The organism is Clostridium neonatale (assembly GCF_001458595.1).
Lineage (GTDB): Bacteria > Bacillota > Clostridia > Clostridiales > Clostridiaceae > Clostridium > Clostridium neonatale.
The window spans coordinates 2,429,920-2,455,992 of the sequence record NZ_LN890328.1 but is presented as its reverse complement, the minus strand read 5'-3'; the positions used below and the strand labels follow the sequence as shown (position 1 = coordinate 2,455,992).

The 26,073-nt window shown below is 29.6% G+C and carries 30 protein-coding genes and 1 riboswitch; all 30 genes read left to right on the top strand.

The annotated features are described in order from the left end of the window. The first annotated feature begins 39 nt into the window (after positions 1-39). Positions 40-1,017 carry an ATP-grasp domain-containing protein gene (locus BN2920_RS18010; RefSeq protein WP_058296353.1) on the top strand — a complete coding sequence of 326 codons (978 nt, stop codon included), beginning with the start codon at positions 40-42 and terminating at the stop codon, positions 1,015-1,017. Positions 1,018-1,038: 21 nt separating this feature from the next. Continuing rightward, entirely contained in the window at positions 1,039-1,695 is a 657-nt protein-coding gene (locus BN2920_RS18005; protein ID WP_058296352.1) for a cytidylyltransferase domain-containing protein, read from the top strand. Positions 1,696-1,825: 130 nt separating this feature from the next. After that, positions 1,826-2,878 carry a pseudaminic acid synthase gene (gene pseI, locus BN2920_RS18000; RefSeq protein ID WP_058296351.1) on the top strand — a complete coding sequence of 351 codons (1,053 nt, stop codon included), beginning with the start codon at positions 1,826-1,828 and terminating at the stop codon, positions 2,876-2,878. Between the two features lie 18 nt (positions 2,879-2,896). Then, positions 2,897-3,409 (top strand): SGNH/GDSL hydrolase family protein, encoded by a 513-nt coding sequence (locus BN2920_RS17995; RefSeq protein WP_058296350.1) that lies wholly within the window; start codon positions 2,897-2,899, stop codon positions 3,407-3,409. A gap of 36 nt (positions 3,410-3,445) precedes the next feature. Continuing rightward, positions 3,446-3,607 carry a hypothetical protein gene (locus BN2920_RS22185; RefSeq protein WP_242868413.1) on the top strand — a complete coding sequence of 54 codons (162 nt, stop codon included), beginning with the start codon at positions 3,446-3,448 and terminating at the stop codon, positions 3,605-3,607. Positions 3,608-3,626: 19 nt separating this feature from the next. After that, complete coding sequence (gene pseG / locus BN2920_RS17990) at positions 3,627-4,649, top strand: UDP-2,4-diacetamido-2,4,6-trideoxy-beta-L-altropyranose hydrolase (protein ID WP_058296349.1); 1,023 nt, start codon at positions 3,627-3,629, stop codon at positions 4,647-4,649. A 25-nt stretch (positions 4,650-4,674) separates the two neighbouring features. Next, entirely contained in the window at positions 4,675-5,340 is a 666-nt protein-coding gene (locus BN2920_RS17985; RefSeq protein WP_058296348.1) for an HAD family hydrolase, read from the top strand. A 242-nt stretch (positions 5,341-5,582) separates the two neighbouring features. Next, a complete protein-coding gene (locus BN2920_RS17980; protein ID WP_058296347.1) occupies positions 5,583-6,506 on the top strand; it encodes a phage replisome organizer N-terminal domain-containing protein in 924 nt (307 codons plus the stop codon). Positions 6,507-6,642: 136 nt separating this feature from the next. Further along, positions 6,643-7,485, top strand: coding sequence for a flagellin (locus BN2920_RS17975; RefSeq protein WP_058296346.1), 843 nt, complete (start codon positions 6,643-6,645; stop codon positions 7,483-7,485). Between the two features lie 129 nt (positions 7,486-7,614). Further along, positions 7,615-7,698: riboswitch (cyclic di-GMP riboswitch) on the top strand. A 322-nt stretch (positions 7,699-8,020) separates the two neighbouring features. Beyond that, complete coding sequence (gene flgB / locus BN2920_RS17970) at positions 8,021-8,416, top strand: flagellar basal body rod protein FlgB (RefSeq protein ID WP_058296949.1); 396 nt, start codon at positions 8,021-8,023, stop codon at positions 8,414-8,416. Between the two features lie 13 nt (positions 8,417-8,429). Continuing rightward, on the top strand, positions 8,430-8,840 hold the full coding sequence (gene flgC, locus BN2920_RS17965; protein ID WP_058296345.1) for a flagellar basal body rod protein FlgC: 411 nt from the start codon (positions 8,430-8,432) through the stop codon (positions 8,838-8,840). A gap of 8 nt (positions 8,841-8,848) precedes the next feature. Continuing rightward, complete coding sequence (fliE, locus tag BN2920_RS17960; protein ID WP_058296344.1) at positions 8,849-9,154, top strand: flagellar hook-basal body complex protein FliE; 306 nt, start codon at positions 8,849-8,851, stop codon at positions 9,152-9,154. A 32-nt stretch (positions 9,155-9,186) separates the two neighbouring features. Continuing rightward, positions 9,187-10,746, top strand: coding sequence for a flagellar basal-body MS-ring/collar protein FliF (fliF, locus tag BN2920_RS17955; protein WP_058296343.1), 1,560 nt, complete (start codon positions 9,187-9,189; stop codon positions 10,744-10,746). Positions 10,747-10,761: 15 nt separating this feature from the next. Further along, positions 10,762-11,775, top strand: coding sequence for a flagellar motor switch protein FliG (gene fliG, locus BN2920_RS17950; protein ID WP_083498944.1), 1,014 nt, complete (start codon positions 10,762-10,764; stop codon positions 11,773-11,775). Then, positions 11,759-12,538 carry a FliH/SctL family protein gene (locus tag BN2920_RS17945; protein WP_058296342.1) on the top strand — a complete coding sequence of 260 codons (780 nt, stop codon included), beginning with the start codon at positions 11,759-11,761 and terminating at the stop codon, positions 12,536-12,538. The genes fliG and BN2920_RS17945 overlap by 17 nt, the downstream gene beginning before the upstream one ends. 25 nt (positions 12,539-12,563) lie before the next feature. Then, positions 12,564-13,880, top strand: a complete 1,317-nt coding sequence (gene fliI, locus BN2920_RS17940) for a flagellar protein export ATPase FliI (RefSeq protein ID WP_058296341.1) — start codon at positions 12,564-12,566, stop codon at positions 13,878-13,880. Between the two features lie 35 nt (positions 13,881-13,915). Beyond that, a complete protein-coding gene (gene fliJ, locus BN2920_RS17935) occupies positions 13,916-14,356 on the top strand; it encodes a flagellar export protein FliJ (protein ID WP_058296340.1) in 441 nt (146 codons plus the stop codon). Between the two features lie 26 nt (positions 14,357-14,382). Continuing rightward, the gene (locus tag BN2920_RS17930; RefSeq protein WP_058296339.1) at positions 14,383-15,708 is read left to right on the top strand and encodes a flagellar hook-length control protein FliK; all 1,326 of its coding nucleotides are present in this window, start codon (positions 14,383-14,385) and stop codon (positions 15,706-15,708) included. A 12-nt stretch (positions 15,709-15,720) separates the two neighbouring features. Beyond that, complete coding sequence (locus tag BN2920_RS17925; protein ID WP_058296338.1) at positions 15,721-16,656, top strand: flagellar hook assembly protein FlgD; 936 nt, start codon at positions 15,721-15,723, stop codon at positions 16,654-16,656. 28 nt (positions 16,657-16,684) lie between these two features. Beyond that, complete coding sequence (locus BN2920_RS17920) at positions 16,685-17,083, top strand: TIGR02530 family flagellar biosynthesis protein (protein WP_058296337.1); 399 nt, start codon at positions 16,685-16,687, stop codon at positions 17,081-17,083. A gap of 210 nt (positions 17,084-17,293) precedes the next feature. Then, the gene (locus tag BN2920_RS17915; RefSeq protein ID WP_058296336.1) at positions 17,294-18,322 is read left to right on the top strand and encodes a flagellar hook-basal body complex protein; all 1,029 of its coding nucleotides are present in this window, start codon (positions 17,294-17,296) and stop codon (positions 18,320-18,322) included. A gap of 143 nt (positions 18,323-18,465) precedes the next feature. Then, positions 18,466-18,657 (top strand): flagellar FlbD family protein, encoded by a 192-nt coding sequence (locus BN2920_RS17910; RefSeq protein WP_058296335.1) that lies wholly within the window; start codon positions 18,466-18,468, stop codon positions 18,655-18,657. Positions 18,658-18,670: 13 nt separating this feature from the next. Next, positions 18,671-19,483, top strand: coding sequence for a motility protein A (locus BN2920_RS17905; RefSeq protein WP_058296334.1), 813 nt, complete (start codon positions 18,671-18,673; stop codon positions 19,481-19,483). Positions 19,484-19,486: 3 nt separating this feature from the next. Then, the gene (locus tag BN2920_RS17900; protein WP_058296333.1) at positions 19,487-20,227 is read left to right on the top strand and encodes an OmpA family protein; all 741 of its coding nucleotides are present in this window, start codon (positions 19,487-19,489) and stop codon (positions 20,225-20,227) included. A gap of 5 nt (positions 20,228-20,232) precedes the next feature. Then, positions 20,233-20,709, top strand: coding sequence for a flagellar basal body-associated FliL family protein (locus BN2920_RS17895; protein WP_058296332.1), 477 nt, complete (start codon positions 20,233-20,235; stop codon positions 20,707-20,709). 13 nt (positions 20,710-20,722) lie between these two features. After that, positions 20,723-21,088, top strand: a complete 366-nt coding sequence (locus BN2920_RS17890; RefSeq protein WP_058296331.1) for a flagellar biosynthetic protein FliO — start codon at positions 20,723-20,725, stop codon at positions 21,086-21,088. Continuing rightward, positions 21,078-21,857, top strand: a complete 780-nt coding sequence (gene fliP / locus BN2920_RS17885) for a flagellar type III secretion system pore protein FliP (RefSeq protein ID WP_058296330.1) — start codon at positions 21,078-21,080, stop codon at positions 21,855-21,857. The genes BN2920_RS17890 and fliP overlap by 11 nt, the downstream gene beginning before the upstream one ends. Before the next feature lie 11 nt (positions 21,858-21,868). Further along, positions 21,869-22,138 carry a flagellar biosynthetic protein FliQ gene (locus BN2920_RS17880; RefSeq protein WP_058296329.1) on the top strand — a complete coding sequence of 90 codons (270 nt, stop codon included), beginning with the start codon at positions 21,869-21,871 and terminating at the stop codon, positions 22,136-22,138. Between the two features lie 10 nt (positions 22,139-22,148). Next, positions 22,149-23,993, top strand: a complete 1,845-nt coding sequence (locus BN2920_RS17875; RefSeq protein ID WP_058296328.1) for a fused FliR family export protein/FlhB family type III secretion system protein — start codon at positions 22,149-22,151, stop codon at positions 23,991-23,993. A gap of 33 nt (positions 23,994-24,026) precedes the next feature. Beyond that, positions 24,027-26,072 carry a flagellar biosynthesis protein FlhA gene (flhA, locus tag BN2920_RS17870; protein ID WP_374116929.1) on the top strand — a complete coding sequence of 682 codons (2,046 nt, stop codon included), beginning with the start codon at positions 24,027-24,029 and terminating at the stop codon, positions 26,070-26,072. Position 26,073 lies beyond the last annotated feature (1 nt).

Sequence of the window (26,073 nt, the reverse complement as noted above, 5' to 3'; positions counted from 1 at the left end):
ATATTAAATGCTGAATTAGTTATTTAAAGGGGAGTAAATATGGATGAAAAGAAGGCAATAATTGTAACATCAATAGGTAAGAGGGTACAGTTAATAGAACATTTACAAAAGACATTTAAAATAATTGGAGTTGATGCAGGTGAGATAAATGCTGGAAGATATTTCGTTGATACATTTTATAGAATACCAAGAGCAGAGGATAAGGATTATATAGAGGTTTTACTTAACATATGTAAGAAAGAAAATGTTAAAGGATTAATTCCACTTTATGAAGGTGAATTTCAAGTTTTAAATAGTGCTAGAGAAAAATTTGAAGAACAAGGAACATTTCTTATATTAAGTGGAGAAGAAGTTATTAGTATTTGCAAGGATAAGAAACTAACTTATGAGCATTTTGTGAAATCTAAAATAAAACTTCCTAAAGTATATTATGATAGTGAAATTAATGAGATAATAGAAAAAGAAGATGTCACTAAATTTCCTCTATTTATAAAGCCAGTGGATGGAATGGGAAGTAGTAATACATTTAGGATAAATAATATTAATGAACTCAAATTTTTTAGGGAGTATATAAAAAATAATATTATTCAAGAATGCATAGAAGGTGATGAATATACTGTAGATTGTCTTGTAGACTTTGAGGGAAATTCAATTTATGTAGTGCCAAGAAAGAGAATTGAAGTACGTTCCGGAGAGGTAGTTAAAAGCAGTACAGTACATGATGATAATATAGTAAATAATACTATTGAAGTAATTAAACATTTGAATAAAGCAAAAGATAAAAAAGGATTAGGGGCAGTTGGTCCATTAACAATACAATTTTTTAAAGATAAAAATGAGAATATTTATCTTCTTGAGATAAATCCTAGATTTGGAGGAGGAGTGCCATTAAGCTTTGAAGCTGGAGCTGATTATGGAATGGCACTAAATACAATTCTTAATGAGGAAGAAATTAATTATATAAATGAATTTGAAGAAAAAACCATGCTTAGATATGATGAAGCAGTATTTTTTTGATAAAATGTAGGAGATGAAGTTATGAAGATTATATGTGTAGTTCAAGCAAGAATGGGGTCAGAAAGATTGCCAGGAAAAGTTATGAAAGAAATAAATGGACAGCCAATGATATCTTATACATTAAAGTCATTAAAAAAATGCAGATATGTAGATGAAGTAATATTAGCTACATCAACTCTAGAAATAAATGATGAGCTTGCAGAATATGCTAAAAAGATTGGATTTGAAGTATTTAGAGGTTCAGAAGATAATGTACTTGAGAGATATAAACAGGTTGCTGATAAATATAAAGGAGATGTTATTATAAGAGTAACTGGAGATTGTCCTCTCATAAATCCTATAATTGTTGATAATGTAATCACTAAGTTTTTGATGTATGATTATGATTATGTAAGACTAGATGTTCCAGCAACATTTCAAAGAGGCTTTGATACAGAGGTATTTTCAAAAAAGGCTTTAGATAAAGTTTATAATTTAGTATGTAATGAAGAAAATATTAATAAAGAAGATTACCAAATGTTTAGAGAACATGTTACATATTATATATATAATCACCAAGATGAATTTAAAGTTGGTTATGTAAAAGGTGAAGGAAAATATTTTTTTAATAGAGATATAAACTTAAGTATCGATATGCCAGAAGATTTCGAAAGAGTAAAAAATATTATAGAAAAATAGTGATTATATATTAAGTCAGGGAAATTTCTCTGACTTTTATCATTAAAAAAGATTTAAAGAACTGGTTATTTTTAAAGAAAGATATTAGAATAACGATAATGAAATAGAATAAAATAGTATGAGGTGACTTATGAACAAATCATTTAATATAGGAAATTTCAAATTAGGAGAAAATGAAAAAACATTTATTATAGCAGAAATGTCAGCTAATCATCTTCAAGATTATGATAGAGCAGTTGAAATCATAAAAAAAGCAGCATGGGCTGGCGCTGATGCCATAAAGCTTCAGACATATACTCCAGATACAATAACAATTGATTGCGATAATGAGTATTTTCAAATAAAGCAAGGAACAATTTGGGATGGTACAACTTTACATAAGTTATATCAGACTGCATATACTCCATGGGAATGGCAGCATAAATTAAAGAAGTTAGCAGAAGATGAAGGCTTAATTTTCTTTTCTTCACCATTTGACATTACAGCAGTAGACTTTTTAGAAGAAATGAATGTTCCAGCTTATAAAATAGCTTCATTTGAAATCAATGATATACCATTTATTGAATATATAGCATCAAAAGGAAAGCCAATAATAATGTCTACTGGTATTGCAAGAATGGGAGATATTCAGGAGGCTTTAGATGCATGTAAAAGAATGGGCAATGAAGATGTAGCATTACTTAAATGCACATCTTCTTATCCAGCACCAGTTGAAGAGGCAAATCTAAATACTATACCTAATATGAAAAAAACTTTTGATGTAATAGCAGGACTATCTGATCATACTATGGGACACGCAGTATCAGTAGGAGGAGTTGCAATTGGTGCTAAAATAATAGAAAAGCATCTGACACTTAGACGCAGTGACGGTGGAGCAGATAGTAAATTTTCAATGGAGCCAGAAGAATTTAAAGAAATGGTGGATAATATAAGAATTGTTGAAAAGGCTCTTGGAAAAGTTACTTATGATTTATCACAAAAACAAACTAATTCAAGAGAACATTCAAGAAGCTTATTCATAGTTCAAGATATAAAAGAAGGTGAAGTATTTACAGAAAAAAATATTAAAAGTATAAGACCGGGATTTGGACTTGAGACAAAATATATTAAAGATATATTAGGTAAGAGAGCAAGGGTGAATATTGAGAAAGGAACACCTATGTCTTGGAAGTTGGTTGATTAAGAAGTTAGGAGAAAAAAGATGAATATAGCAATAATAGGTGGTTCAATAACAGAAGGTGCGGGAGCAAGCAGTTATGAAAATTCATATGTATATAAATTGGAACAATATTTAAAAGATAAATATGAAGAATTGAATTTTTTGAATTTAGGTGCTGGAGGAACAGTATCTAATTTTGCTCTTTTTAGATTAAAAAGGGATTTAGGTAACTTTAAACCAGATATTATATTTATTGAATTTGCAGTAAATGATAGAATATATTCATCCATGTATTCAAGTATATATTTTGAAGGATTAATAAGAGAGGGGGCAAAATATACAAATAAAATAATAGTTATAGATATGCCTACAGGAATGTGTGATGCGTGCACAACAATACATAAAAAAGTTGCATATTTTTATAATATTCCAGTTATTGATGTTCAAGATACAGTGTGGAGAAAGATTGATAATGCTGTTATATTTAAATTTAAAGGAAAACATCTAGCTATGATAAATTTATTAAGTCGAGATAGTGGCAGATTAGTATGTTAGTTAGATGAAAAATATGGATTTTACATTGATTTATTTATGGAGTCTGATGGTTACTTTGATACAACGATAAATTTAAACAATTTGGATAATACTGATCACACTCTAACTATGGTTATAGACAAAGAAAAAAATCCTAAAAGTACAGGCAATAAAGTCGTTATTGGTGGATTTTTAATAGATTTAGGAAATAAAATTTAGGGAGACATAGTAAATATTTATGAAAATTTTTATTAGAGCAGATGGCGGAAAATCTATTGGAATGGGACATGTGATGAGGATGCTTGTTCTTGCCTACAAATTAAGAAAAAAAAATCAAGTTATTTTTATATGTAGAAATGATATAGATAGAAAGTATGAAGCAGGGATAAATATAATAGAAGAAAATGAGTTTGAAGTTCTAAAAATAGAAGATGAGAATGTTATAAATGATATTTTAGTATTACAGCGGGAATATAAGGCAGATATTATTATAACAGACAGCTATGAAGTGAATGAAGACTATTTTAACAGTTTAAAATCTCATTTTAAGTTGACTGGTTATGTGGATGATATTAATAAATGTTATATGAATGTGGATTTTATAATAAATCAAAATATTAATGCAAAATACCTTGATTATTCAAAAACAACTAAAGAAAATACAAGGATGTTTTTAGGACCTCAGTATTGCATGCTTAGAGAAGAATTTAAAATTGCATGTAATGAAAAGCAAGAAAAAGATTCTGTTGAGGATATTCTTTTAACTTTAGGTGGAATGGATGATAATAATAATACTATGAAAGTTTTAAACAACATTAAAGGTTTAAAGCAAAAGATTCATGTTGTTTTAGGAAATGCTTTTGATGATAATGTAAAAAGACAAGTTTATAACTTTTCTAAGGAATATGAGAACATATATCAATATGAAAACGCCAATATGTCAGAGCTTATGAGAAAATGTGATATTGCCATTTCAGCATGTGGGTCTACAATATATGAATTGTGTGCAATGCATGTTCCGGCTATAGGAATTATAATTGCAGATAATCAAAGAAGTGTTGCAGAATTGATGAAAAAAGAAAAAATGATTTTAGATATTATTGACATAGAACAATTAGAATGTAATAAAATTCTAGGGCTTCTTCAGCTATTAATTAATGATAATATGGTTAGGCAGGAAATAAAAAATTATTCCAATGATATTGTTAATTTATATGGAGCTGAAAAATTAGCAGAAAATATAGAGAGAATGTTTTGTTAGAAGAATGTTTATATGGGGATAGGCTATGATTAAATGTTTAATTTTTGATTTAGATGATACACTTTACTATGAAAAAACTTATGTTTTAGAGGCTTTTAAAGATGTTTGTAAATATTTATCGTCTAAATATAAGAAAGATTATGATAAAATTTATAAAAGATGTATTGAAATATTAGATGAATATGGAAGAGGAAAAATTTTTAATATACTTTGTGATGATTATGGATTCAAAGAAGATATTAAAAAGTTAGTTGAAATATATAGAGATACTAAGCCAAACTTAGAATTATATAAAGAAACCAAAGAAATTTTTAATTTTGCTAAAGAAAATAATCTAAAGTTAGGTCTTATAACAGATGGATGTTCAAAAGTCCAATGGAATAAAATTAAAGCTTTAAACTTAGAGGAAATAATCGATAAAATTATAGTAACAGATGATTATGAACATGGATATAGTAAGCCACATGAAAAATCGTACAAAGAAATCATAGATTATTTTAATGTGAAACCAAAGGAGTGCGTTTATATAGGGGATAATCCTAAGAAAGATTTTATTGGAGCCAAACAACTAGGTATGAAAACTATAAGGATAATTCATGAAAATGGTGACCATGTATATGAGAAAGTTAATATAGAATATGAAGCAGAATTTACAATTAGAAAATTAAGCGATATAAAAGTAATTATATAATATATTTTTGTTAATTTTGAAGCAAACAAAGAGTAAATAATATACAGTAAAGAATGTTTAAAAGCTGATGTTATATTTAGTAAAGTTAAATTTGTTAATATTACAGATATTATTAAAATTAGAGATGAAAAGCTACATATAAATATTACAAATTTATTATAATTCAAAAAAATCACCTCATTGATTAAAATCTCAACCATATATCTTATATAGAAGAGATTTTTTGAGAGGTGGTTTTTATTATGAAAGAATTAAAATGTGTAAAATTTAATGTAGGAATGTATGATGATATAAAATTAAAGATAATTGATACTATGGAGGGAAGAGACCTTATTCATTATTGTTTAGCAAGATTTATAGTTTTAGCTGGAAAGGTTGACAAAGGTGGAAATTTATATATAACAAAAAATATTCCATATACAATAGAGACATTATCAATAGAATTTAATAGAAATGTTCAAGATATACAATTAGCAGTAAATGCTTTAACTGGCTTAGAAATACTTGAGTTAACAGATAAAATGGTGTTTAAAGTGAAAAATTGGGCAAAGCATCAGAATATTAAGAAGAAATGTAATGAAGATGGTTGTGAAAAAAGTAATCATGATAATGATAAAATAAACTTTAATGAAAAAGAAGTTATAAAAGAAAATAATAGTAGCAAAAAAATAGTATCTAAAAATAGTACAAAAGTATTAATTGGTAAATCAATATATGAAAATAAAAGTTTGAACAAAAGAAGTAAAGAAATGTTAGAACATATTTCAGAAGAAGAGAAAAATAAGTGTGGTGATAACAACAAAAATTTAGTAGAAGAAAATTTACCACAAGATGAAAATAATATTTTAAAAGAAAATCCTATACATTCAAAAAGTAATGCTATTAATGAAAAGAATATTTTTGAATTGAAAGACGAAATTAATAATGGTTTTAAGCCCAATAATGAAAAAGAGTTAACTATTAGTAAAGAAATAAAAGATAAACCTGATAAAGTAGATTTAAAAAATAAGCGAGGAAGAGGACAAGCAAAAAAATCTTCAAATAGTAATTTAAAAACAAAAAGTCTGAAAAAAGATAATAGCTTAATTAAATTTTCGTGTGATGAATATGAAGATGATGGTTTTAATGTTAAAGATGATGATTTTGTAACATTTACAATGGGATGAAGTAAATATTATAACTACATGAAGTTGATATCTATAAATTAAAATTGTGAATACATTAAAGATTATAATTAAATCTCCGATAAATAAAGTAATTAAAGCGAAATATAAATGAAAAATTACTTTGGAGGTTTATTATATGAGATTAAATCATAATATGTATTCACTTGGAATATTTAAAACATATTCAAGAAATGTAGATAATTATTCTAAAGCAATGAATAATGTAAGTACAGGATATAAAATAAATAGTGCAAAAGATAATCCTAATAAGATTGCCCAAGCAGAAACACTTAGAATGACTGTTATTGGAAGAAATGCAGCAAGTTCTAATATACAAGATACAAGTTCTATGCTCCAAACCTTTGATGGAGCTATTCAGGAAATGAATAATAATGTATCAAGATTAAAGCAATTAACAGTTCAAGCTGCTACGGAAACTATTAATGATGAGGATAGAGCAGTAATTCAAAAAGAAATTGAAGAGATAAAGTCATCATTAAATGAGTTAGCTAATAATACAGAATTTAATGGTGTTAAATTATCAGATAATTTAGTAACTGATAATGCCAACACTACTAGATTTATGAAAACAACAATTGGAACATTATCTGGAGAAATTATTGATATTCCTCGTTTTAATGTATCAACAGCTGCTTTAAAAATAGATGATATAGATGTTACATCAATAGCTGGAGCACAGGCAGCACTTGAAAAAGTTGATGATGCAGTGGTATGTCTTACAGATATAAGAAGCAGATATGGAGCTATTCAATCAAGACTAGATGATACTAATGATAGCATGAGTGAAATAAGCGATGTATTAACAAGTGCACAAAGTAGTCTGGCAGATGCTGATATTGCAAAGGAAGTTATGGAAATAACAAAAAATAAGATATTGATTGACTCAGGAATAGGGTTAATGGCTCAAAGCAATAAATTACCACAGGATGCATTGAATATTTTAGCAAATGTAAGATAGATTATATATTTAAGTTGTTCTTAAAATAATGTTTTATAATTAATTTAAGAACAACTTTTAACATTAAATATAAATAAATACAAATTTTACTTGAAAAGATTGTAAAAAAATAGTATTATATATATAATAAAATATTAATAGCAAAGCAAGAGAAATTTTGTGACGCAAAGCTATAGGGACTACGGTTTAATACTAAGTCAGCCAGTTGCTAAGAAAGTATTTACTTTTGAAATATGATGCAAGCTGCTATTTTAAAGTTAGTATAAAAATAGCAGTTTTATTTTGCTTGTTTTTAAATGGAAAAAAGCAATTAAAAAATTTTAAAGGCAACAAAAGAAATTATTATGATACATACTTAATGATAAATATATTTCTGTGAAAAATATATAGATTAATTGTTATGTTTATTTTATAATTAATATAGATAATATTGTATTTTTGTATTGAAAATACAATATAAATAATATTTAATTGATTATAACAGAATTTTATGTTATTTTTTAATATATTTAAAATAGAAAAGGGAAGTGAAGAAATGGGAATAATGTCTATTGGTTCAGACGAAAACTATAATTTGCTAAAAGAAGGGTTAAAAGCATCGAATATGAGAGCGAAGGTAATAGCTAACAATATGGCCAATATCAATACAAAAGATTACAAAAAATTTGCAGTAGTATTTGAAGAAAATTTAGAAAAAGATAATTCGAGCTTTGAGTTGAAGAAAACAAATTCTAAACATATATCTGGAGATAATAGTATTGATGGTAACATATCCATAGAACAAGAAAAAGGGACAAGTATGAGGAACGATGGAAATAATGTTGATCTTGATATAGAAAAAGTCAATCAGGCAGCAAACACTCTAAAGTATAATGCACTTATTACTAGAATAAGTGGGAAAATTAATGAACTTAAGTCTGTTATAAAGTAAAGGGGTTGAAGAAATGAATGCATTTAGTTCAATGCAGATAAGTGCTACGGGACTCGCAGCAGAGAGATTAAGAATGGATACTATAACTTCTAATATGGCAAATGCTCAGACTACAAGAAGTGCTGATGGAAGTGGAGCATACGTTAGAAAAGTGGCAGTGTTTCAAGAGGCACTAGATGCTAGTGGAAATATGGCAGGAGTAAAGGCTGTAAAGATTCAAAAGGATGAGTCTCCCCTTAGAAAGGTATATGATCCAACTCATCCAGATGCAGATCCTGAAACCGGATATGTAACTATGCCGAATGTAAATGTATTAAATGAAATGGCTGATATGATGGTGTCAACAAGATCGTATGAAGCTAATTTAGATACCTTTAATGCATTAAAGTCAATGTTTTCAAAAGCATTAGAAATAGGAAAGTAGGTATATAGATGAGAATAGAAGATAATTTTAATTTAAGATTACAGCAGTTTCAAAATAAGTTTGAAGAAAATGATGGTAAGGATGCAACTAGTAATAGTAATGAATTTTCTAGTATGTTAAAAAAATGTGTAGACAATGTTAATGAAGCCGCAACAGAATCAAATGCCACAACAAATGCATTTGTAAAAGGTGATGATGTTACAATTGATGAAGTTATGGTGAAAGCAGCAGAAGCAAATTTAAGTTTGCAGTTTTTAACTACAACTAGAGACAAGCTGGTTGAAGGGTATAAAGAATTAATTAAGATGCAATAAAAATGCAAGAGGATATGTAAGGGGAGCTTGAAATGAAAAAACTTTTAGAGAAAGTTAAGGAGCTTTTAGAAAAGTTTAAATCGCAGAGCAAAAAAGTGAAGATTGTAGAAATTGTTGCGGTGATAGCTATAATTGTTGCAATAATAAGTGCTATCATTTATTCAAATGCAAATAAATATAAGGTTTTATTTTCAAATCTTGATGCAAAAGATGCTCAAACGGTTATGTCAACTTTAGAAGATGACGGTGTTTCATATAAAAGTCAAAGTGATACTAACACCATTCTAGTACCAAAAGAAAAAGTTGATGAATTGAAACTTAAATTAGCTCCAAGTTTAACCTCAGGAACTATAGGGTATGAACTTATGGATAATTCTAGTTCATTTGGTATGACAGATGAACAATTTCAATTAAATAAGAAGAGAATGATTGAAGGAGAATTAGAAAGAACTATTAAGGGGTTTGAACAAATAGAAGAAGCAAGGGTACATATTACAGAACCAACAGATTCTGTATTCGTAACAGATAAAGAACCTGGAAAGGCTTCAGTTACTTTGAAATTAAAGCAAGGCGAAAGTTTAGATAAAAATCAAGTAAAGGCTATAGTAGCATTAGTTTCAAAAAGCAATAAAAATATTCCAGAAGAAAATATCACAGTAGTTGATAGTAACATGAATTTACTAACTAAGGATATTGAAGATGGACAAAATACTGTAGATGATGAAACAATAACAAAGCAGCATACCTTAGAAAAGAATTACGAAGAGAGGCTTCAAAAAGAAGTAGTTAATTTATTAGAACCAGTCGCTGGAAAAAATAAGGTTAAGGCTACGATAAATGCTAATTTAGATTTTGATTCTACTCAAAAGACTCAAACAGTTGTTGATCCTAATAAAGTAATAATTAGTCAAGAAAGTAGTAGGGAACAAAACAATTCATCTACTGGACAGGTCAGCGAAAGCCCAGTAGATAATAATATGAGTAATGAAATTGTTAATGGAAATGACAATAATACTTCATCAAAAGAGGACCAAAAAACTAATTATGAAGTGGGAAAAAGTGAAACTAAAGTAATAGCTGCGCCAGGTGAAGTTAAGAGAATAACAGCATCAGTTTTAATTGATGCAAATTTAGATACAGCAACTCAAGAAGAGATACAAAAAGCTGTTGAAAATGCCATTGGCTTTGATGCAACAAGAGGAGATCAAGTATCAGTGCTTGGAATTGCATTTGACACTACTGAAGAGGAACAAATGCAGGCACAAATTGATGAAATGAATAAGCAAATAGAAGCTCAAAAGAGAAATAGATTAATAGTTATAGGTTCTATTGCAGGATTAATAGTTCTTATTGGATTATTCTTCTTAATCAAAAAGTTTAGAAAGAAGAAGAAAGCTGAGGATGAACAATTATTGGATACATTGATTGATGATAGTTTAATACCAAAAGAACCAGAAGTATTTACGCCTATTGACTTTGAAGTAAAGAATCAAAAGACGCATTTAGAACAAGAAATCAAGAAATATGCTACAGAAAAGCCAGAACAAGTTGTTGATATAATCAGATCATGGCTGACAGAAGATGAGAGGTGATGAATGGCTATGGCGATGAAGAGTGAAAGCAAATTATCAGGAGTTCAAAAAGCGGCTATATTATTTATTACTCTTGGACCAGATGCATCTTCAGGTATTTTGAAAAAGCTACCTGAAGCTGACATTCAAAAAATAACATATGAAATAGCTAATATAACATCTGTTACACCGGAACAAAGAGAAGAGATATTAAATGAATTTTTACAAATAAATAAGGCAAGAGATTATATAATTGAAGGTGGCATGGATTATGCTAAGCAATTATTATCCAAGGCATTAGGAAGCCAAAGAGCTAGTGAAATTCTTGATAAAGTATCAGAAGCAACTGCACAATACAGACCGTTTTCAATTGCTAGAAAGGCAGATGCACATCAATTATTCAATGTAATAGTTTCAGAACAGCCACAAACAATAGCATTGATATTATGTTATCTTCAACCAGATAAAGCAGCTCAGGTCATGGCTGAATTACCAGAAGAAACTCAAAGTGAAGTTGCATATAGAATTGCTACTATGAATAATACATCACCTATGGTTATTAAAGAAATTGAATCTGTTCTTGAAGGAAAATTGTCTTCTGTTGTAAGAACTGAAATGACTACAATTGGTGGGGTAGAAACATTGGTAGGTATATTAAATCAAGTTGATAGAACAACTGAAAAGAATATTACAGAAGGATTAGAAAGAGAAGATGCAGAACTTGCAGATAAAGTTAAGAGTTCTATGTTCGTATTTGAAGATATTATTTCTCTTGATGATGTATCTATTCAAAGAATTCTTAGAGAAGTCGAAGCTTCAGATCTTGCACTTGCACTTAAAGGATGCTCTGAAGAAGTGGCTATGTGTGTATATAGAAACCAATCAAAGAGAGCTGCAGCTTCTTTAAAGGAAGATATGGAATTCTTAGGACCTGTAAGACTTATGGATGTTGAAAAATCTCAACAAAAGATTGTATCTGTTATTAGAAGGCTAGATGATGCTGGAGAAATTATAATTTCAAGAGGTGGAGAAGATGCAATCATCGTATAATATTATAAAGAGTAGTTTTACAAAGGACAGTGAAAAAAAGATTATCTCTACAGAATATGTTGTGAAAAATTATATTCCTGAAGAAATTGAACCTGAAGAAATTGAAGTGGTAGAAGAAGAGCCTAAGATTGACCCAGAAGAAGTGCTAAAAAAATATGAAGATATAGGCAAGAGGATAATTCAAGATGCACAAAGAGAAAAAGAGGGAATAGTTTTAAAAGCACAGTTAAATGCTGATAAGGCAGAAAAAGAGGCATATGAGAAGGGCTATAATCAAGGAATTCAAAATGGATATGATGATGGTTATAAAAAAGCATATGAAGAGACAATTGAAAAGGCAAAATTGGAAGCTGAAGAAATTATAAACAATGCAGAAACATTATTAAAAAGTGCTAGAGAAAATTACTCTGAGTATTTAGAAAGTAAAAAAACTGATGTAATAAAATTAGCTTTAGAAATAGCTGGTAATATAACTAGACAAAAATTATCAAAAGAAGATTCAATGAATGTTTTGATAGAAGAAGCGTTTAAAGTCTCAAAGGGTGAGGAAAGCATAATAATAAAAGCAAATTCTTTTCATTGTGAAGAGTTGAAAAATAACATTTCAAAGTGGAAAGTGCAATATTCAGTTAAGAATGATATTTTTGTAATGGCTGATGATAGTATGGAAAAGGGAAATGCTATACTTGAGAAGCCAAGTGGAATTGTTAAAGTTGGAATTGATATTGGGATGGAGCAAATTAGAAAAACATTACTAGGATAAAATACTGCTTTAGGAGGATACTTATATGCTTGACTTAGAGTTGGATTTTAATAAGCTTACTAAAAGGGTTAATGGTACCTCTGCTATTTACAGTGAAGGAATAGTCAGAAAAGTAATAGGTCTTACCATTGAAGTTCAAGGAATCAAGGCGTTTATTGGAGAATTATGTATTATATATAATGAAAGTGAAAATCCTATAAACTGTGAAGTGGTAGGTTTTAAAGAAGAGTTTGTTATTCTGATGCCATTAGATGAATTAATAGGAATTTCTCCTGGATGCAGAGTTGTTCCTCAAAGAAAGCCTCTTAGCGTTCGATGTTCAGATGCTTTATTAGGTCACATAATAGATGGCCTTGGAAATCCATTAGACAGTGAATCACTATTTATTGATGGAGAAGAATATCCTCTTGAAAATGAAGCCCCAGATCCATTAAAACGAAAAAGAATAAAAGATATTATGCCAACTGGTGTTAGAGCAATAGATGGTTTTTTAACATGTGGTGATGGGCAGAGAATAGGAATATTTGCAGGTAGCGGAGTTGGAAAGAGTACAACCCTTGGGATGATAGCAAGAGAAGCAAAAGCTGATGTTAATGTTATTTCATTAATTGGTGAAAGAGGAAGAGAAGTCTTAGAATTTATAGAAAAAGATTTAGGTCCAGAGGGGATGAAAAAGTCTGTTGTTGTTTGTGCTACATCAGATAAGCCTGCTCTTATTAGAATAAAAGGTGCTCTTACAGCTACAGCAATTGCAGAATATTTTAGAGATCAAGGTAAAAAGGTTATTCTTATGATGGATTCTGTAACAAGATTTGCAATGGCTCAAAGAGAAGTTGGGCTAGCAATAGGAGAACCACCAGCAACTAAAGGATATACACCTTCAGTTTTTGCGAAACTGCCAAAGCTTATGGAAAGATCAGGAACATCTATTGATGGATCTATAACTGCTTTTTATACAGTACTTGTAGATGGGGATGATTTTAATGAGCCCATAGCTGATGCAGTTAGAGGTATACTTGATGGTCATATAGTCTTATCAAGAGATTTAGCACATAAAAACCATTATCCGGCCATTGATATTTTAAATAGTGTAAGTAGACTTATGAGTACAATTGCACCTAAAGAACATAAACAAGCAGCATCTTTAGCAAGAGATTTGCTAGCTACCTATAAAGAGGCAGAAGATCTTATAAATATTGGAGCATATGTAAAAGGAACTAATCCAAAGATTGATATGGCAATTGAATATAATGATAAGCTGAATGGGTTCCTATGTCAGGGGATTGAAGAAAAGGCGAGGTTTGAAGATGTTCAAAATAGGTTAATTTCTATGTTTAAATAAATTTTATTCTGTATTTTGTGAGAGGTTGATGTGATTTGGCTGAAAAATTTAAATTTAGATTAGACAAACTTCTTGAGATAAGAATGCAAAAAGAAGAAGAATGCAAAAGGGAGTTTAATGAAAGTCAAAGGCAGAAAAAAATTATAGAAAATAAATTACAAGAGCTTAATGAGAATTATGATAAATACAAAGGAATTAAGCCAAATGAGGATATTGTATACCAAAAGCTTAAAAGGTATTATCTTAAAGGGCTTCAAACCGGGATGAAGGAAACAGAGAAGGCGTTAAATAAAAAAATAATGGAAGTTGAAAATAAAAGAAGCGAATTGAAAGAAAAACAAGTTGATAGAAAAATAGTTGAAACTTTAAAAGAAAAGAAATATGAGAGTTATGTTAAAGAACAAAATAGGGTGGAACAAATAACTATCGATGAGATAGCATTGTATTCTTATATGAGAAAAGAGAAAGAATTGTAAGAAGCTGTGAAAGGGGGTGAGATAAGATGGGGGTTACTATAGATTTATCTAAAAAATATGAAAATATAGTTAAGGTTACTAATAATTCAAATAATGTAACATCAGAATTAAATAAATTGACTTCTTCAAATAATAAGACATCTAAAACGGATAAAAAAGATAACTTTAAAGAAGTTTTAGATACAAAATATAAAGAAGATAAAAATAACACGATCATTGATGAGAGAAAAGATACAGAATCATCAACTAAGGTTGAAGATATAGAAAAGCAAATTGAAGAGTTAGAAGAAAAAATTGATGAATTGCCAGAAGAAAAAGTTATAGAATTACTAAACAATATATTGAATTTATTAAATGAACTTAAAAATTCTGATAATACGTTGGAATTACAAGGAACAATAAACAATGACATATTAAATTCAATTATTGAAAAGATGAATTCTTCAAAAGAAACTGGAACAACTAATTTAAATGATTTGATGTCAAAGTTATCTGAATTATTAGGTGATGATTCTTCTAAGGAAGCGCTTGACAGTAATTCATTAAAGTTAATTGAAAAGTTGTTGACTAAATTGAGCAGTACATTAGACGAAAATATTAATTCAAATAAAGAAGTCAAAAATTTAGTAAATAATTTACTTTCTGATGTTTCTGAAAAAGTTGATAATGCTGATAGTAAGAAAGTATTAGACTTAGAAGAAATATTGAATAAAAATAACTCTAATAATAGTAAAGAGGATTCAAGTAAAAATGAAAGTAATTTAAAGGAAAATGTAGCTACAAGTAAGGAAGATAAATTCTTAAATAAGTTACTTAATAAAGAGGATTCACTTGATAAATTTAATTTATTTTCAATAAGAAGTCAGTTTCAAGGACAATCAGTAAATAATGTACAAGCAGCCAATAACACAACAATTAATTCAATAAGCTTTACTAATGATTTAATTCAAGATGTTAAACTTATGGTTAGTAACGCATTGAAAGAATTAACAGTAAAAATTAATCCAGGAAACTTAGGTCAAATGACCATAAGTTTGATAGAAGAAAATGGAGTGATGAAAGCTAACTTGAAAGCTACTTCTAAAGAAACAGTTGAATTATTAGCACAAAACTTAGTTGATATTAAGAAACAACTAGCCGATCAAAACTTAAAAATTTCAGAAGTGAATATTGAATTATATCAAGATGATACTACTTTTTTTAAACAAAAAGACTTTGAAGGTGAAATGCAAGGACGACAAAATGGTCAAACTAATGTTTCAGAAAGTAATAGGGTAGATTCTGTTGCAGAAGAAGAATTAGTTGAAGAAAAAATGGCAACAGATGATAGCAATATAAATTTCTTAGCATAGGAGGTGAATGTTATGGGATCTACAAGTTATAATGCATCAGTAAGTGAAAATAATGCCAATATCGCAGCAAAGTTAGAAGCTGAAAGGCAGAAAAAATATGCTCAAAGTCAAAAAACAAGTGAACTTGGAGCAGCATCTAATGCAAATGCAACCAATGTAGGTTCAACTACTAATAGAGGAACCAAGATTGTTGAGTATGGCGATACTGGAATGGGAAAAGATGCATTCTTAAAATTATTAGTTGCTCAAATGACTAATATGGATCCAACACAAGATCAGGATTCAACAGCTTACGTTACGCAGATGGCTCAATTTGCATCAATAGAACAGATGAATAATTTGAATACTACAATGACTGATTTTTCAGTGAGAAATCTTTTGGGCAAGCATGTAATAGTAAATCAATATGATGCAACTGGAAATGCAATAGAAGGTACAGTAATTGGAGTTCAAACAAAATCAGGAAAACAGTATTTATCTATATTGGACACAAATGGAGAACTGCAGAATAATATTGAATCGAGCAAAGTAGCAGGCGTTATAGAAAATGCATCAGATAATACAAGTGCTATTTCAGCTTTAAATACTCAATTCATTGCGGCATCAGCTTTAAAGGGGCAAAGAGTGGTTATTGTTGATGAAGATGATGATGGAAAAACTATTGTTATAAAAGGAAAAGTCGAAGGTGCTTATATTGATGGTGGAGATGTTAAGCTGAAAATTAACAAGTTTGATGATAAACTTAATGAAACTGATGAAACAGTAACATACTCATATCTAGATATATATAAAGCTGGAGATTTGAGTGATGAAGATATGAATGTAAAGGCTTCAGATTTTGATGAAGACAAAACTGACTCAAGTAGTGGTACTGAAACAGGAGAGTCTAACAACAATTCCACAGAAGGAACATCTAATAATAATTCTACAGAAAATGCATCAAATTAATAAGAGTTATTAATGCTAAGGCAAATATATGAGTTATAGAATAATAAATGGACAAATGTATTCTGTAGGAAAAGTTGGACAAGGAAGCACTTTACAAGAAAAAATAGATGTTTTAAAACCGCAAAGCAATAATTCTAAAAGTTTTAGTGATGTATTAAAAGATACGGTAAATAAAAAAGAAGGTTTTACAGTTTCAAAGCATGCAGCATTAAGATTAAATGAAATTAATTTTACTAATGAGGACATGAAGGAAATTGAAAGAGGATTTAAAATAGCAGAAGATAAGAATTCGAAAAATACTGTAATGTTATATAAGAATGTTGCATTAATTGCAAGTGTTGAAAATAGAACACTTATAACAGCAGTAGATAAAAATAGGACAAACGAAAATATATTCACAAATATTGATAGTGTAGTACTTTTATAACAGGACAAAACAATGATCAATTAACAATTATCAATGAAGTATGAAATTCCTTAAGGAATTTCTAAAAAAATATATAATTTAAGAAAAACGAAGTTTTTCATCACTCATTGTGAATTGTGCATTATGAATTGTGAATTGTAGAGGGGGTTAGTCTGTGGAACGACAGAAGCAGACACGACAGTACTATAAAATTTAGGAGGAGAAGAATTTATGTTAAGATCAATGTATTCTGGAATAAGCGGGATGAAGGTTAATCAAACTAAATTAGATGTTATAGGTAATAATATAGCCAATGTAAGTACAACAGCATTTAAGGGATCAAGAGCAGAGTTTAAAGATATGTTATACCAAAATGCTGGATATGCATCAAATCCATCAACATATAAAGGTGGCACTAATGCGAAGCAAGTGGGACTTGGTGCACAACTCTCAAGCATTAACAAGATGATGAGCCAAGGTAATGCAATGTCAACAGGTAGAAGTCTTGATGTATGTGTAGATGGAGAAGGGTATTTGATTGTATGTGGTGCAGCGGATGATGGAAAAATAGCAGTGACAAATGGAGCGCTTGGAACGGCTACTAATATATCACAGACAGCATATACACGTGATGGAAACTTAACTCTAGATGAAAATGGAAATTTGTTGACAGCAGATGGTTATAAAGTCATGGGATATGCTATGACTGGCGCTGCTATTACTCATGCAACTGCAGCTGATCCAACAAAGAATCAAAGTATAGGAGATGCAATTATAACTATTACTAATTTAGACACACAGGCAGATACAGCTACTGCAACAACAACAGAATTAGTACCATTAGCAATACCAGATAGTGTAATGGTAAATGGTGCAGCCGATAAAGTAAGAACATTTGATATAGGTAAAGATGGAGTTATCACAGTAACATTAGCATCAGGTGGAAGAGCAGTAATTGGCCAAGTAGCTATGGCATCATTCAAGAATCCAGAAGCATTAAAAGGAATAGGTGGAAACTTATTGCAAGATGGATCTAATACCGGTGGCGCATTGATAAGATCAGGAAAAGGCGCCGCAGCAACAGCTGATAATTCAGGTGGTTTTGGAGACTTTATTCAAGGTGCACTTGAAGCATCAAATGTAGATTTAACAGAACAATTTACAGATATGATAGTTGCTACAAGAGCTTTCCAAGCATCTTCTAAGATGATATCTAATGGAGATGAAATATTACAAACTATAACAGGTTTAGTTAGATAATAAATAACAAAGAATAACTATAAATAATCAATGATCAAAAATTGATTTAGGGAAGAAAATTATTTGCAATTAAAAAACAGTTTTTTCTTTCTACATTGAGAAGTGATCATTGATAATTATATATTGTAAAGAAGGGGTGACTTATGATAGAGGTTACAGGAATGAATCAGCGAAAATTTATTCTTAATGCTGATCATATTGAAAAAATTGAGGAAATGCCAGAAACAATAATAACACTGACAAATGGAAAAAAATATATAGTGCTAGAGAGTATAGATGAAGTAAAGAATGAAGTGATAAAATACAAAAATAAAATCTTTACCTACAATATATAGGGGGCATTAAGTAATGAAAAGAAATGATACATTGACTATGATTGGATTAGTCGTAGGAATAGGGATGATGATTTATGGAATGATGGGAAGCAATGGAGTAGATGATTTAAAACTATTCTGGGATGCACCATCAGTAGCCATTACATTAGGAGGTTCAATAGGTTCTGTAATGATTGTAACACCTATGTCTGAATTTAAAAAGGTTGGTAAGTTATTTGTTCAAGCATTAAAAGAACCTAAAATATCTAAAGGGGAAACTATACTACAATTTAGTGAATTATCAAAGAAAGCAAGAAGAGAAGGATTATTATCATTAGAAGATGCAATTAATAATCTTGATGATGAGTTTTTAAAAAAAGGTCTTCAAATGGTTGTAGATGGTATTGAGCCAGAATCAATTAGAGAAATATTAGAACTAGAAATATCAGAAATGGAAGCAAGACATAGAAGTGGTTCAGATATATTTAAAACATGGAGCGCTTTTGCACCTGGTTTTGGTATGCTTGGTACACTTATAGGACTTATACAAATGCTTGCGAATCTTCAGGATTCATCAACAATTGCCTCAGGGATGGCAAAAGCCTTAGTAACTACTTATTATGGTTCATTAATTGCAAATATTTTTGCATCTCCAATATCACAAAACTTACTGATTAAAAGTGGTAAAGAAGTAACATTAAGAGAAATGATGGTAGAAGGAATACTTGCTATTCAATCAGGAGTTAATCCAAGAATTGTTGAAGATAAACTTGTATCATATTTATCTCCACAAGAAAGAAGCGAATATATGGCAGCTAATGCAAATTCAAGTGAAGGAGTTGCATAATATATGGCAAGAAAAAAGAAACAAGAAGATGGTGGCTTAACAGGTGATGAATGGTTAGGAACATATTCCGACTGTGTAACTTTACTTTTAACTTTTTTTATATTATTATATTCTATGTCTACAGTAGATGCTGCAAAAGTACAAGCAATTTCTGAAGCATTTTCAATGATGACGGGAAGAGAAGCTGATAGTATTTTAGAATTTCAGCAATATGATGGAAATCAACCAGTGATAGGTGGAGAAACAAAGTACGAAGATTTAGGCGAAGAAAGTTCAGAAAATGAAGTTCAAAGTAAAATGTACGATAAGGTAAAAGAATACTTAGAAAAAAATCAATTGACTGCTAACATAGCAGATGTTACATCTGATAAAAGAGGTGTAATAATAGAACTTAGAGACAATATACTTTTTGATACTGGAAAGGCAACTTTAATACCTGAGAGTACAGAAGTATTAAATAAAATAAATGCATTAATTTCAACGGTACCTAATAACATTGTAGTTGAAGGCCATACTGATAATGTACCTATAAGTAATTCACAATATCCAAGTAACTGGGAATTATCTACTATGAGAGCTACAACAGTTGTAAGATATTTTACAGAAGTTTGTGGACAAGATCCATCCAAAATAAGTGCTGCTGGTTATGGTGAGTATAAGCCTGCAGTTGAAAATACTACTGATGAAAATAGAGCAAAAAATAGAAGGGTAAATATTTTAATTGTTGCAAATAATGAGGAGTGATAATAATGGCAGAAAAACAGGATGTAAAAAAGGAAAGTTCAGGGAAGGGCAATAAAGCAATTATGGTCGTTTTATTTATTTTAGGGTTATTTGTACTAGGTGCAGCAACTTTTGGTGGTGTGTACTTATTTATGAAAACAAATAATGCTGTGTCAGCACAACAAGTTGTAGTTGAAAATTTATATACGGACTTAGGGGAATTTACTGTTAATTTAAATGATGAGGATGCAAAGAGATATGTGAAATGTGCAGTTGCAGTGGGATATGATAAAAAAGATAAAAAAACACCAACAGAGTTAGAAACTAATGCAGTAGTAGTTAAAGATGCAATAATATTTTATTTAAGAAATCATGATTCTGAATTTGTTAATGATACAGCAAATGAGGAAATAATGAAAAAGGAATTAATAGAAAATATTAATAAAGAACTAGTTAAAGGAAGAATAACAGATATAAGATTTTCTAACTTTATAGTTCAATAAGAAAGAGAAAGATATGCTTGAATTTTTAAAAATATGTGGAAAATTAATTTTATCATTAACTACAGTATTGCTATTGATATTTTTAGTATTCAAAGTACTTGGAAATAAAGTTAATGATATAAATAATAAAAAATACATGAAGATAATTGATAGACTGCAAATAACCAAAGATAATAGCATAGTAATTGTACAGATTGGGAAAAAGGGATATATAATGTCTAGTTCTCCAAAAGGTATGGAAAAAATTGAAGAATTAGAAAAAGAGCAACTACAAGTTATAGAAGAAATGAAGAAACAATCATTAAATGAAATGCAGTCTGTTTATAATAAAGCATTTGTAAAACTAAAGGGGTTAAAAGGAGATAAGCATGAAAAGTAGCAAAAAGAAAACAATCTTAGTATTGTTTACGTTTTTTATAGTTATAGCATTTTTTAAAATAGATGCATATGCTGCCCCAAACTCGGTAAACATTCCGCAAGTGAATGTATCAATAGGAGATGGCAATAATACACCCCAAGATTACGTATCAAGTATAAAAATTCTTATATTTTTTACAATACTTTCATTAATGCCATCCATAATGATAATGCTTACGTCATTTACAAGAATAGTTGTAGTTTTTTCTTTTCTTAAAAATGCATTGGGTGCAACTCAGGCATTACCAACTCAAGTAACTACTGGACTAGCAATATTCTTAACATTATTTATAATGCGTCCAGTATATACGGATATTAATAACAATGCAATTCAACCATACTTACAAGAACAAATAACTCAGGAAGAAGCAATCGAGAGAGGATCAAAACCATTAAAAGAATTTATGTTAAAACAAACTCGAGAGAAAGATTTAAAATTATTCGTTGAAATAAGCGGATTAAATGAAAATGAAGTAACAAGAGATAATATACCATTTACAACATTAATACCAGCATTCGCAATAAGCGAATTAACAACAGCTTTTGAAATAGGATTTTTAATATACTTACCATTCATAATAATGGATATGGTAATTGGAAGTATTTTAATGTCTATGGGGATGATGATGTTACCTCCGGCTATGGTTTCGTTGCCATTTAAAATATTATTATTTGTAATGGTGGACGGATGGTATCTATTAATTAAATCATTAGTAATAAGCTTTACGTGAGGTGAGAGAATATGAGTCAAGCATTACTTAATACAGTGATTAAAGATGGGATGATAACAGCAGCTAAAGTTTCAGGCCCAATACTAATAACAATGCTTGTAGTAGGGTTAATAATAAGTCTTATACAAGCAACAACACAAATACAAGAACAGACTTTGACTTTTCTCCCTAAAATATTTGCAGCAGCTTGTGTTGGGATATTTTTAGGAAGTTGGATGTTAGAAGCAATAACATCATATACTACAAGGATTTTTGAGATAATAACTAAGATTACAACGTAGGAGGTAGAGCATGATTGATACAGCCTACTTTCTTGCTTTATTTTATATATCATTAAGGTTAACAGCATTTTTTTTGGCTGTTGACGTGTTTTTTCCAACAGGAACACCTAGAATGTTAAAAGGAGTTTTAGGCTTATTTATGAGCTTTATTGTTCTAGGAGGAGTTAATTATAATTTTTTAACAGAGAGTATAACAAGTAACTATCATCTTGCTTTATTTGGAGTAAATGAAGTAATGACAGGTCTAGTTCTAGGAATAGTTACTAATATGATTTTTCTAGCTGCGAAGTTTGCAGGTTCATGGATGGACTTTCATGTTGGATTTATGATGACTTCAATAATTGACCCAGCAACTGATACTCAAGCTACATTACTAGGAAATCTTAATTATATGGTTGCTACATTGCTGTTTTTTATGGTTAATGGGCATCATTTAGTTATTAATTCTTTAATAAAAAGTTTTAATATACTACCAATCGGTACAAGCATAATATATCAAGATAATATGATGCGAGTTATAGAAATAATAATAAAATGCTTTGTTCTTGGAGTTAAAATGGCAATACCATTAGTATTGGTAATATTAATTACCGATTTGTGTTTAGCACTTATAACTAGAACAGTACCAACAATTCCAGTAATGTTATTTGGTCTACCAATTAAATTTTTGCTCGGAATATTTACATATGTTTTACTATTACCAATGATATTTAAACTTATAGCTAGTGCAATAGATAACTTGCCAAGTATTTTTGAAAGCTTAATAAGTATAGCTCAGGTAATTCCAATATTTTTTATATTTGCAGATGATAAAGATGGAAAGACTGAAGAAGCAACTCCTAAAAAATTATCGGATGCTAAGAAAAAAGGGCAGATTGCTAGAAGTAAAGACGTAAATGTAGCTTTTACAATGGTAGTTTGCACATTTGTAGTAATGGCATTTTCAAATTTTTTAGGTAAAACACTGAAAGAAGTAACTATTTATTTTTTATCATTTGGCAAATTAGAACATTTTAATGAGCTTACAATAAATAATTGGATAATGATAGGTATATTGAATACTGGAAAAATTATTTTAGTTTTTACAGTTCCAATAATGATAGCAGGTATTGTAGCAAGTATAATGCAGACAGGATTTATTTTTACTAAAGAACCAATTAAATTTTCATTAGGAAAATTAAAGCCGAAGAATGGGTTTAAGCAGATTTTTTCAAAGCGAAGCTTGTTGAATCTTGGTAAAAATATTGCAGTTGTTACTATAATTAGCTATATCGCATACCTGTTTATAAGAGATAACTATAAAGAAATTCTTACTATTTATAATTTAACCTTTCCATCTATAGTATTAGAAATTAAAAATCTTGTAATAGATATATTTAAGAAAATATGTTTAATATTAATAATAATAGCAGCTATAGACTTTTATTTTCAAAAAAAATTGCATAAGAAAGAAATGAGGATGACCAAGCAGGAAGTAAAAGATGAATATAAAAATATGGAAGGTGATCCTAAAATTAAATCTAAACAAAAGCAGAAACAAAGAGAAATAGGTATGCAGAGAATGATGCAGTCTGTGGCCAATGCCACAGTAGTTATTACAAACCCTACACATTTAGCAATTGCTTTAAAGTATGAAGAAGGAAAAGACGGAGCACCAGTAGTCGTTGGAAAAGGTGCAGATTATGTTGCATTAAAGATAAAAAATATTGCTAAAGAAAATGAAGTTCCAATTGTAGAAAATAAGCCTCTTGCAAGGCTTATGTATGAAAGAGTAGAAATAGATCAAGAAATACCACAAGATTTGTATCAAGGGGTAGCAGAGATTTTAGCAGTAGTTATGAAGCTGAAAAAATAGAGGGGATGAGCAAGTTTGGAGTTAGGGAAAAAAATGAATCTAAAAGACAACTTTGATGTAATAGTGTCAATTGGAGTTATATGTATAATAGTTATGATGATAGTTCCATTACCAGAAATGGTATTAGACTTATTATTGGCATTCAATATTACAATTTCAGTAGTGATTATATTAATAACTATGTTTACTACTAATGTACTTCAACTTTCAGTTTTTCCATCATTATTACTTATAACAACATTATTTAGATTAGCACTAAATATATCATCAACAAGATTAATATTAAGCGAAGCAAAAGCAGGGGCCATAATAGATGCTTTTGGAGAGTTTGTTATAGGTGGAAATTATGTAGTTGGTATTATTATATTCTTAATATTGATAGTAATAAATTTTATGGTTATTACAGCAGGTTCTGGTAGAGTTGCAGAAGTTTCTGCGAGATTTACATTAGATGCTATGCCAGGTAAACAGATGAGTATTGATGCAGACCTTAACTCCGGATTAATTGACGAGAGAGAAGCTATCAAAAGAAGAGAAGATTTACAAGCAGAAGCAGATATCTATGGAGCAATGGATGGTGCATCTAAATTTGTAAAGGGAGATGCTACAGCAGGATTAATTATCACAGCTATAAATATTATTGGTGGGATAATTATAGGAGTACTTCAAAAAGACATGTCTATAGGAGATGCAGCACAAACATATGTTAGATTAACTGTTGGAGATGGTCTTGTAAGCCAGATTCCAGCATTATTAATTTCTACTGCTGCAGGTATATTAGTTACTACTTCAGGCAGTAAGGAAAATTTAGGTAATACATTAACTAAGCAATTAACAGCATTTCCAGTTGTTTCAGCTGTAGCTAGTGGAATAATGTTATTTCTTGCAATAGTACCAGGCATGCCAAAGCCACCTTTTTTAATTGCATCTGCAGCAGCAGGAACTTTAGCATACACATTATATAAAGAAGAGAATAAGAAATTAGTAACTGAGACAATTTCAGAAGAAGAAGAGATAATAGAAGCAGAACGTAAAGAACCAGAAAATGTAATGAATTTAATAAATGTTGAACCTATGGAAGTTGAAATAGGATATGGACTTATACCTCTTGCTGATGAAAGTACTGGCGGGGATTTGCTTCAAAGAATTGCATCTGTAAGAAGGCAATGTGCAATTGAAATGGGAATTGTTGTTCAGCCAATAAGAATTAGAGATAATTTACAGTTAAAAACTAATGAATATGTAATAAAGATAAGAGGAACAGTAGTTGTTTCTTCTGAACTTATGCCGAGCATGTTATTGTGCATGGATCCAACAGGTGATAATTCAGATATTCAAGGAATTAAGACTATAGAGCCAACATTTGGATTACCAGCAGTTTGGATAAATAAAGATCAAAGAGAAGAAGCTGAAATAAAAGGATTAACTGTAGTTGATCCAACAACTGTTATGGTAACACACTTAACAGAAACTATAAAAACACATTCATATGAATTACTTGGAAGACAAGAAGTTAAACTTATTATTGATAACATAAAAGAAAAATATAGTGCAGTTGTAGAAGAACTCATACCAGATTTAATGACAATCGGTGAAATTCAAAAAATACTACAAAATTTACTTAGAGAAAAAGTTCCAATAAAGGATATAGTAACTATATTAGAATCATTAGCTGATAATTCTAGAAATACTAGAGATTTAGAATTACTAACTGAATATGTTAGATTTGCCCTTGCAAGAACTATTTGTAATCAAATAGTGGATGAAAATAAGACAATTAATGTAATAACATTAAGTCCTAATATTGAAGAGATAATTAGTTCAAATATACAAAAGTCAGTTCAAGGATCATTCCCTACAGTAGATCCTGAAACAACAACAAAAATTCTTACAAGTATTAGAAATACAGTTGATTCAGTTTACTTCTATAACAATCAGCCAGTTATTTTAGTATCTCCAAATATAAGATCTGTATTTAGAAAGCTTATCGAAATGGTATTCCCACATATAATGGTAATATCATTGAATGAAGTACCAAATGATGTTCAAATTAACAGTGAAGGGGTTGTAAGCATCTAAT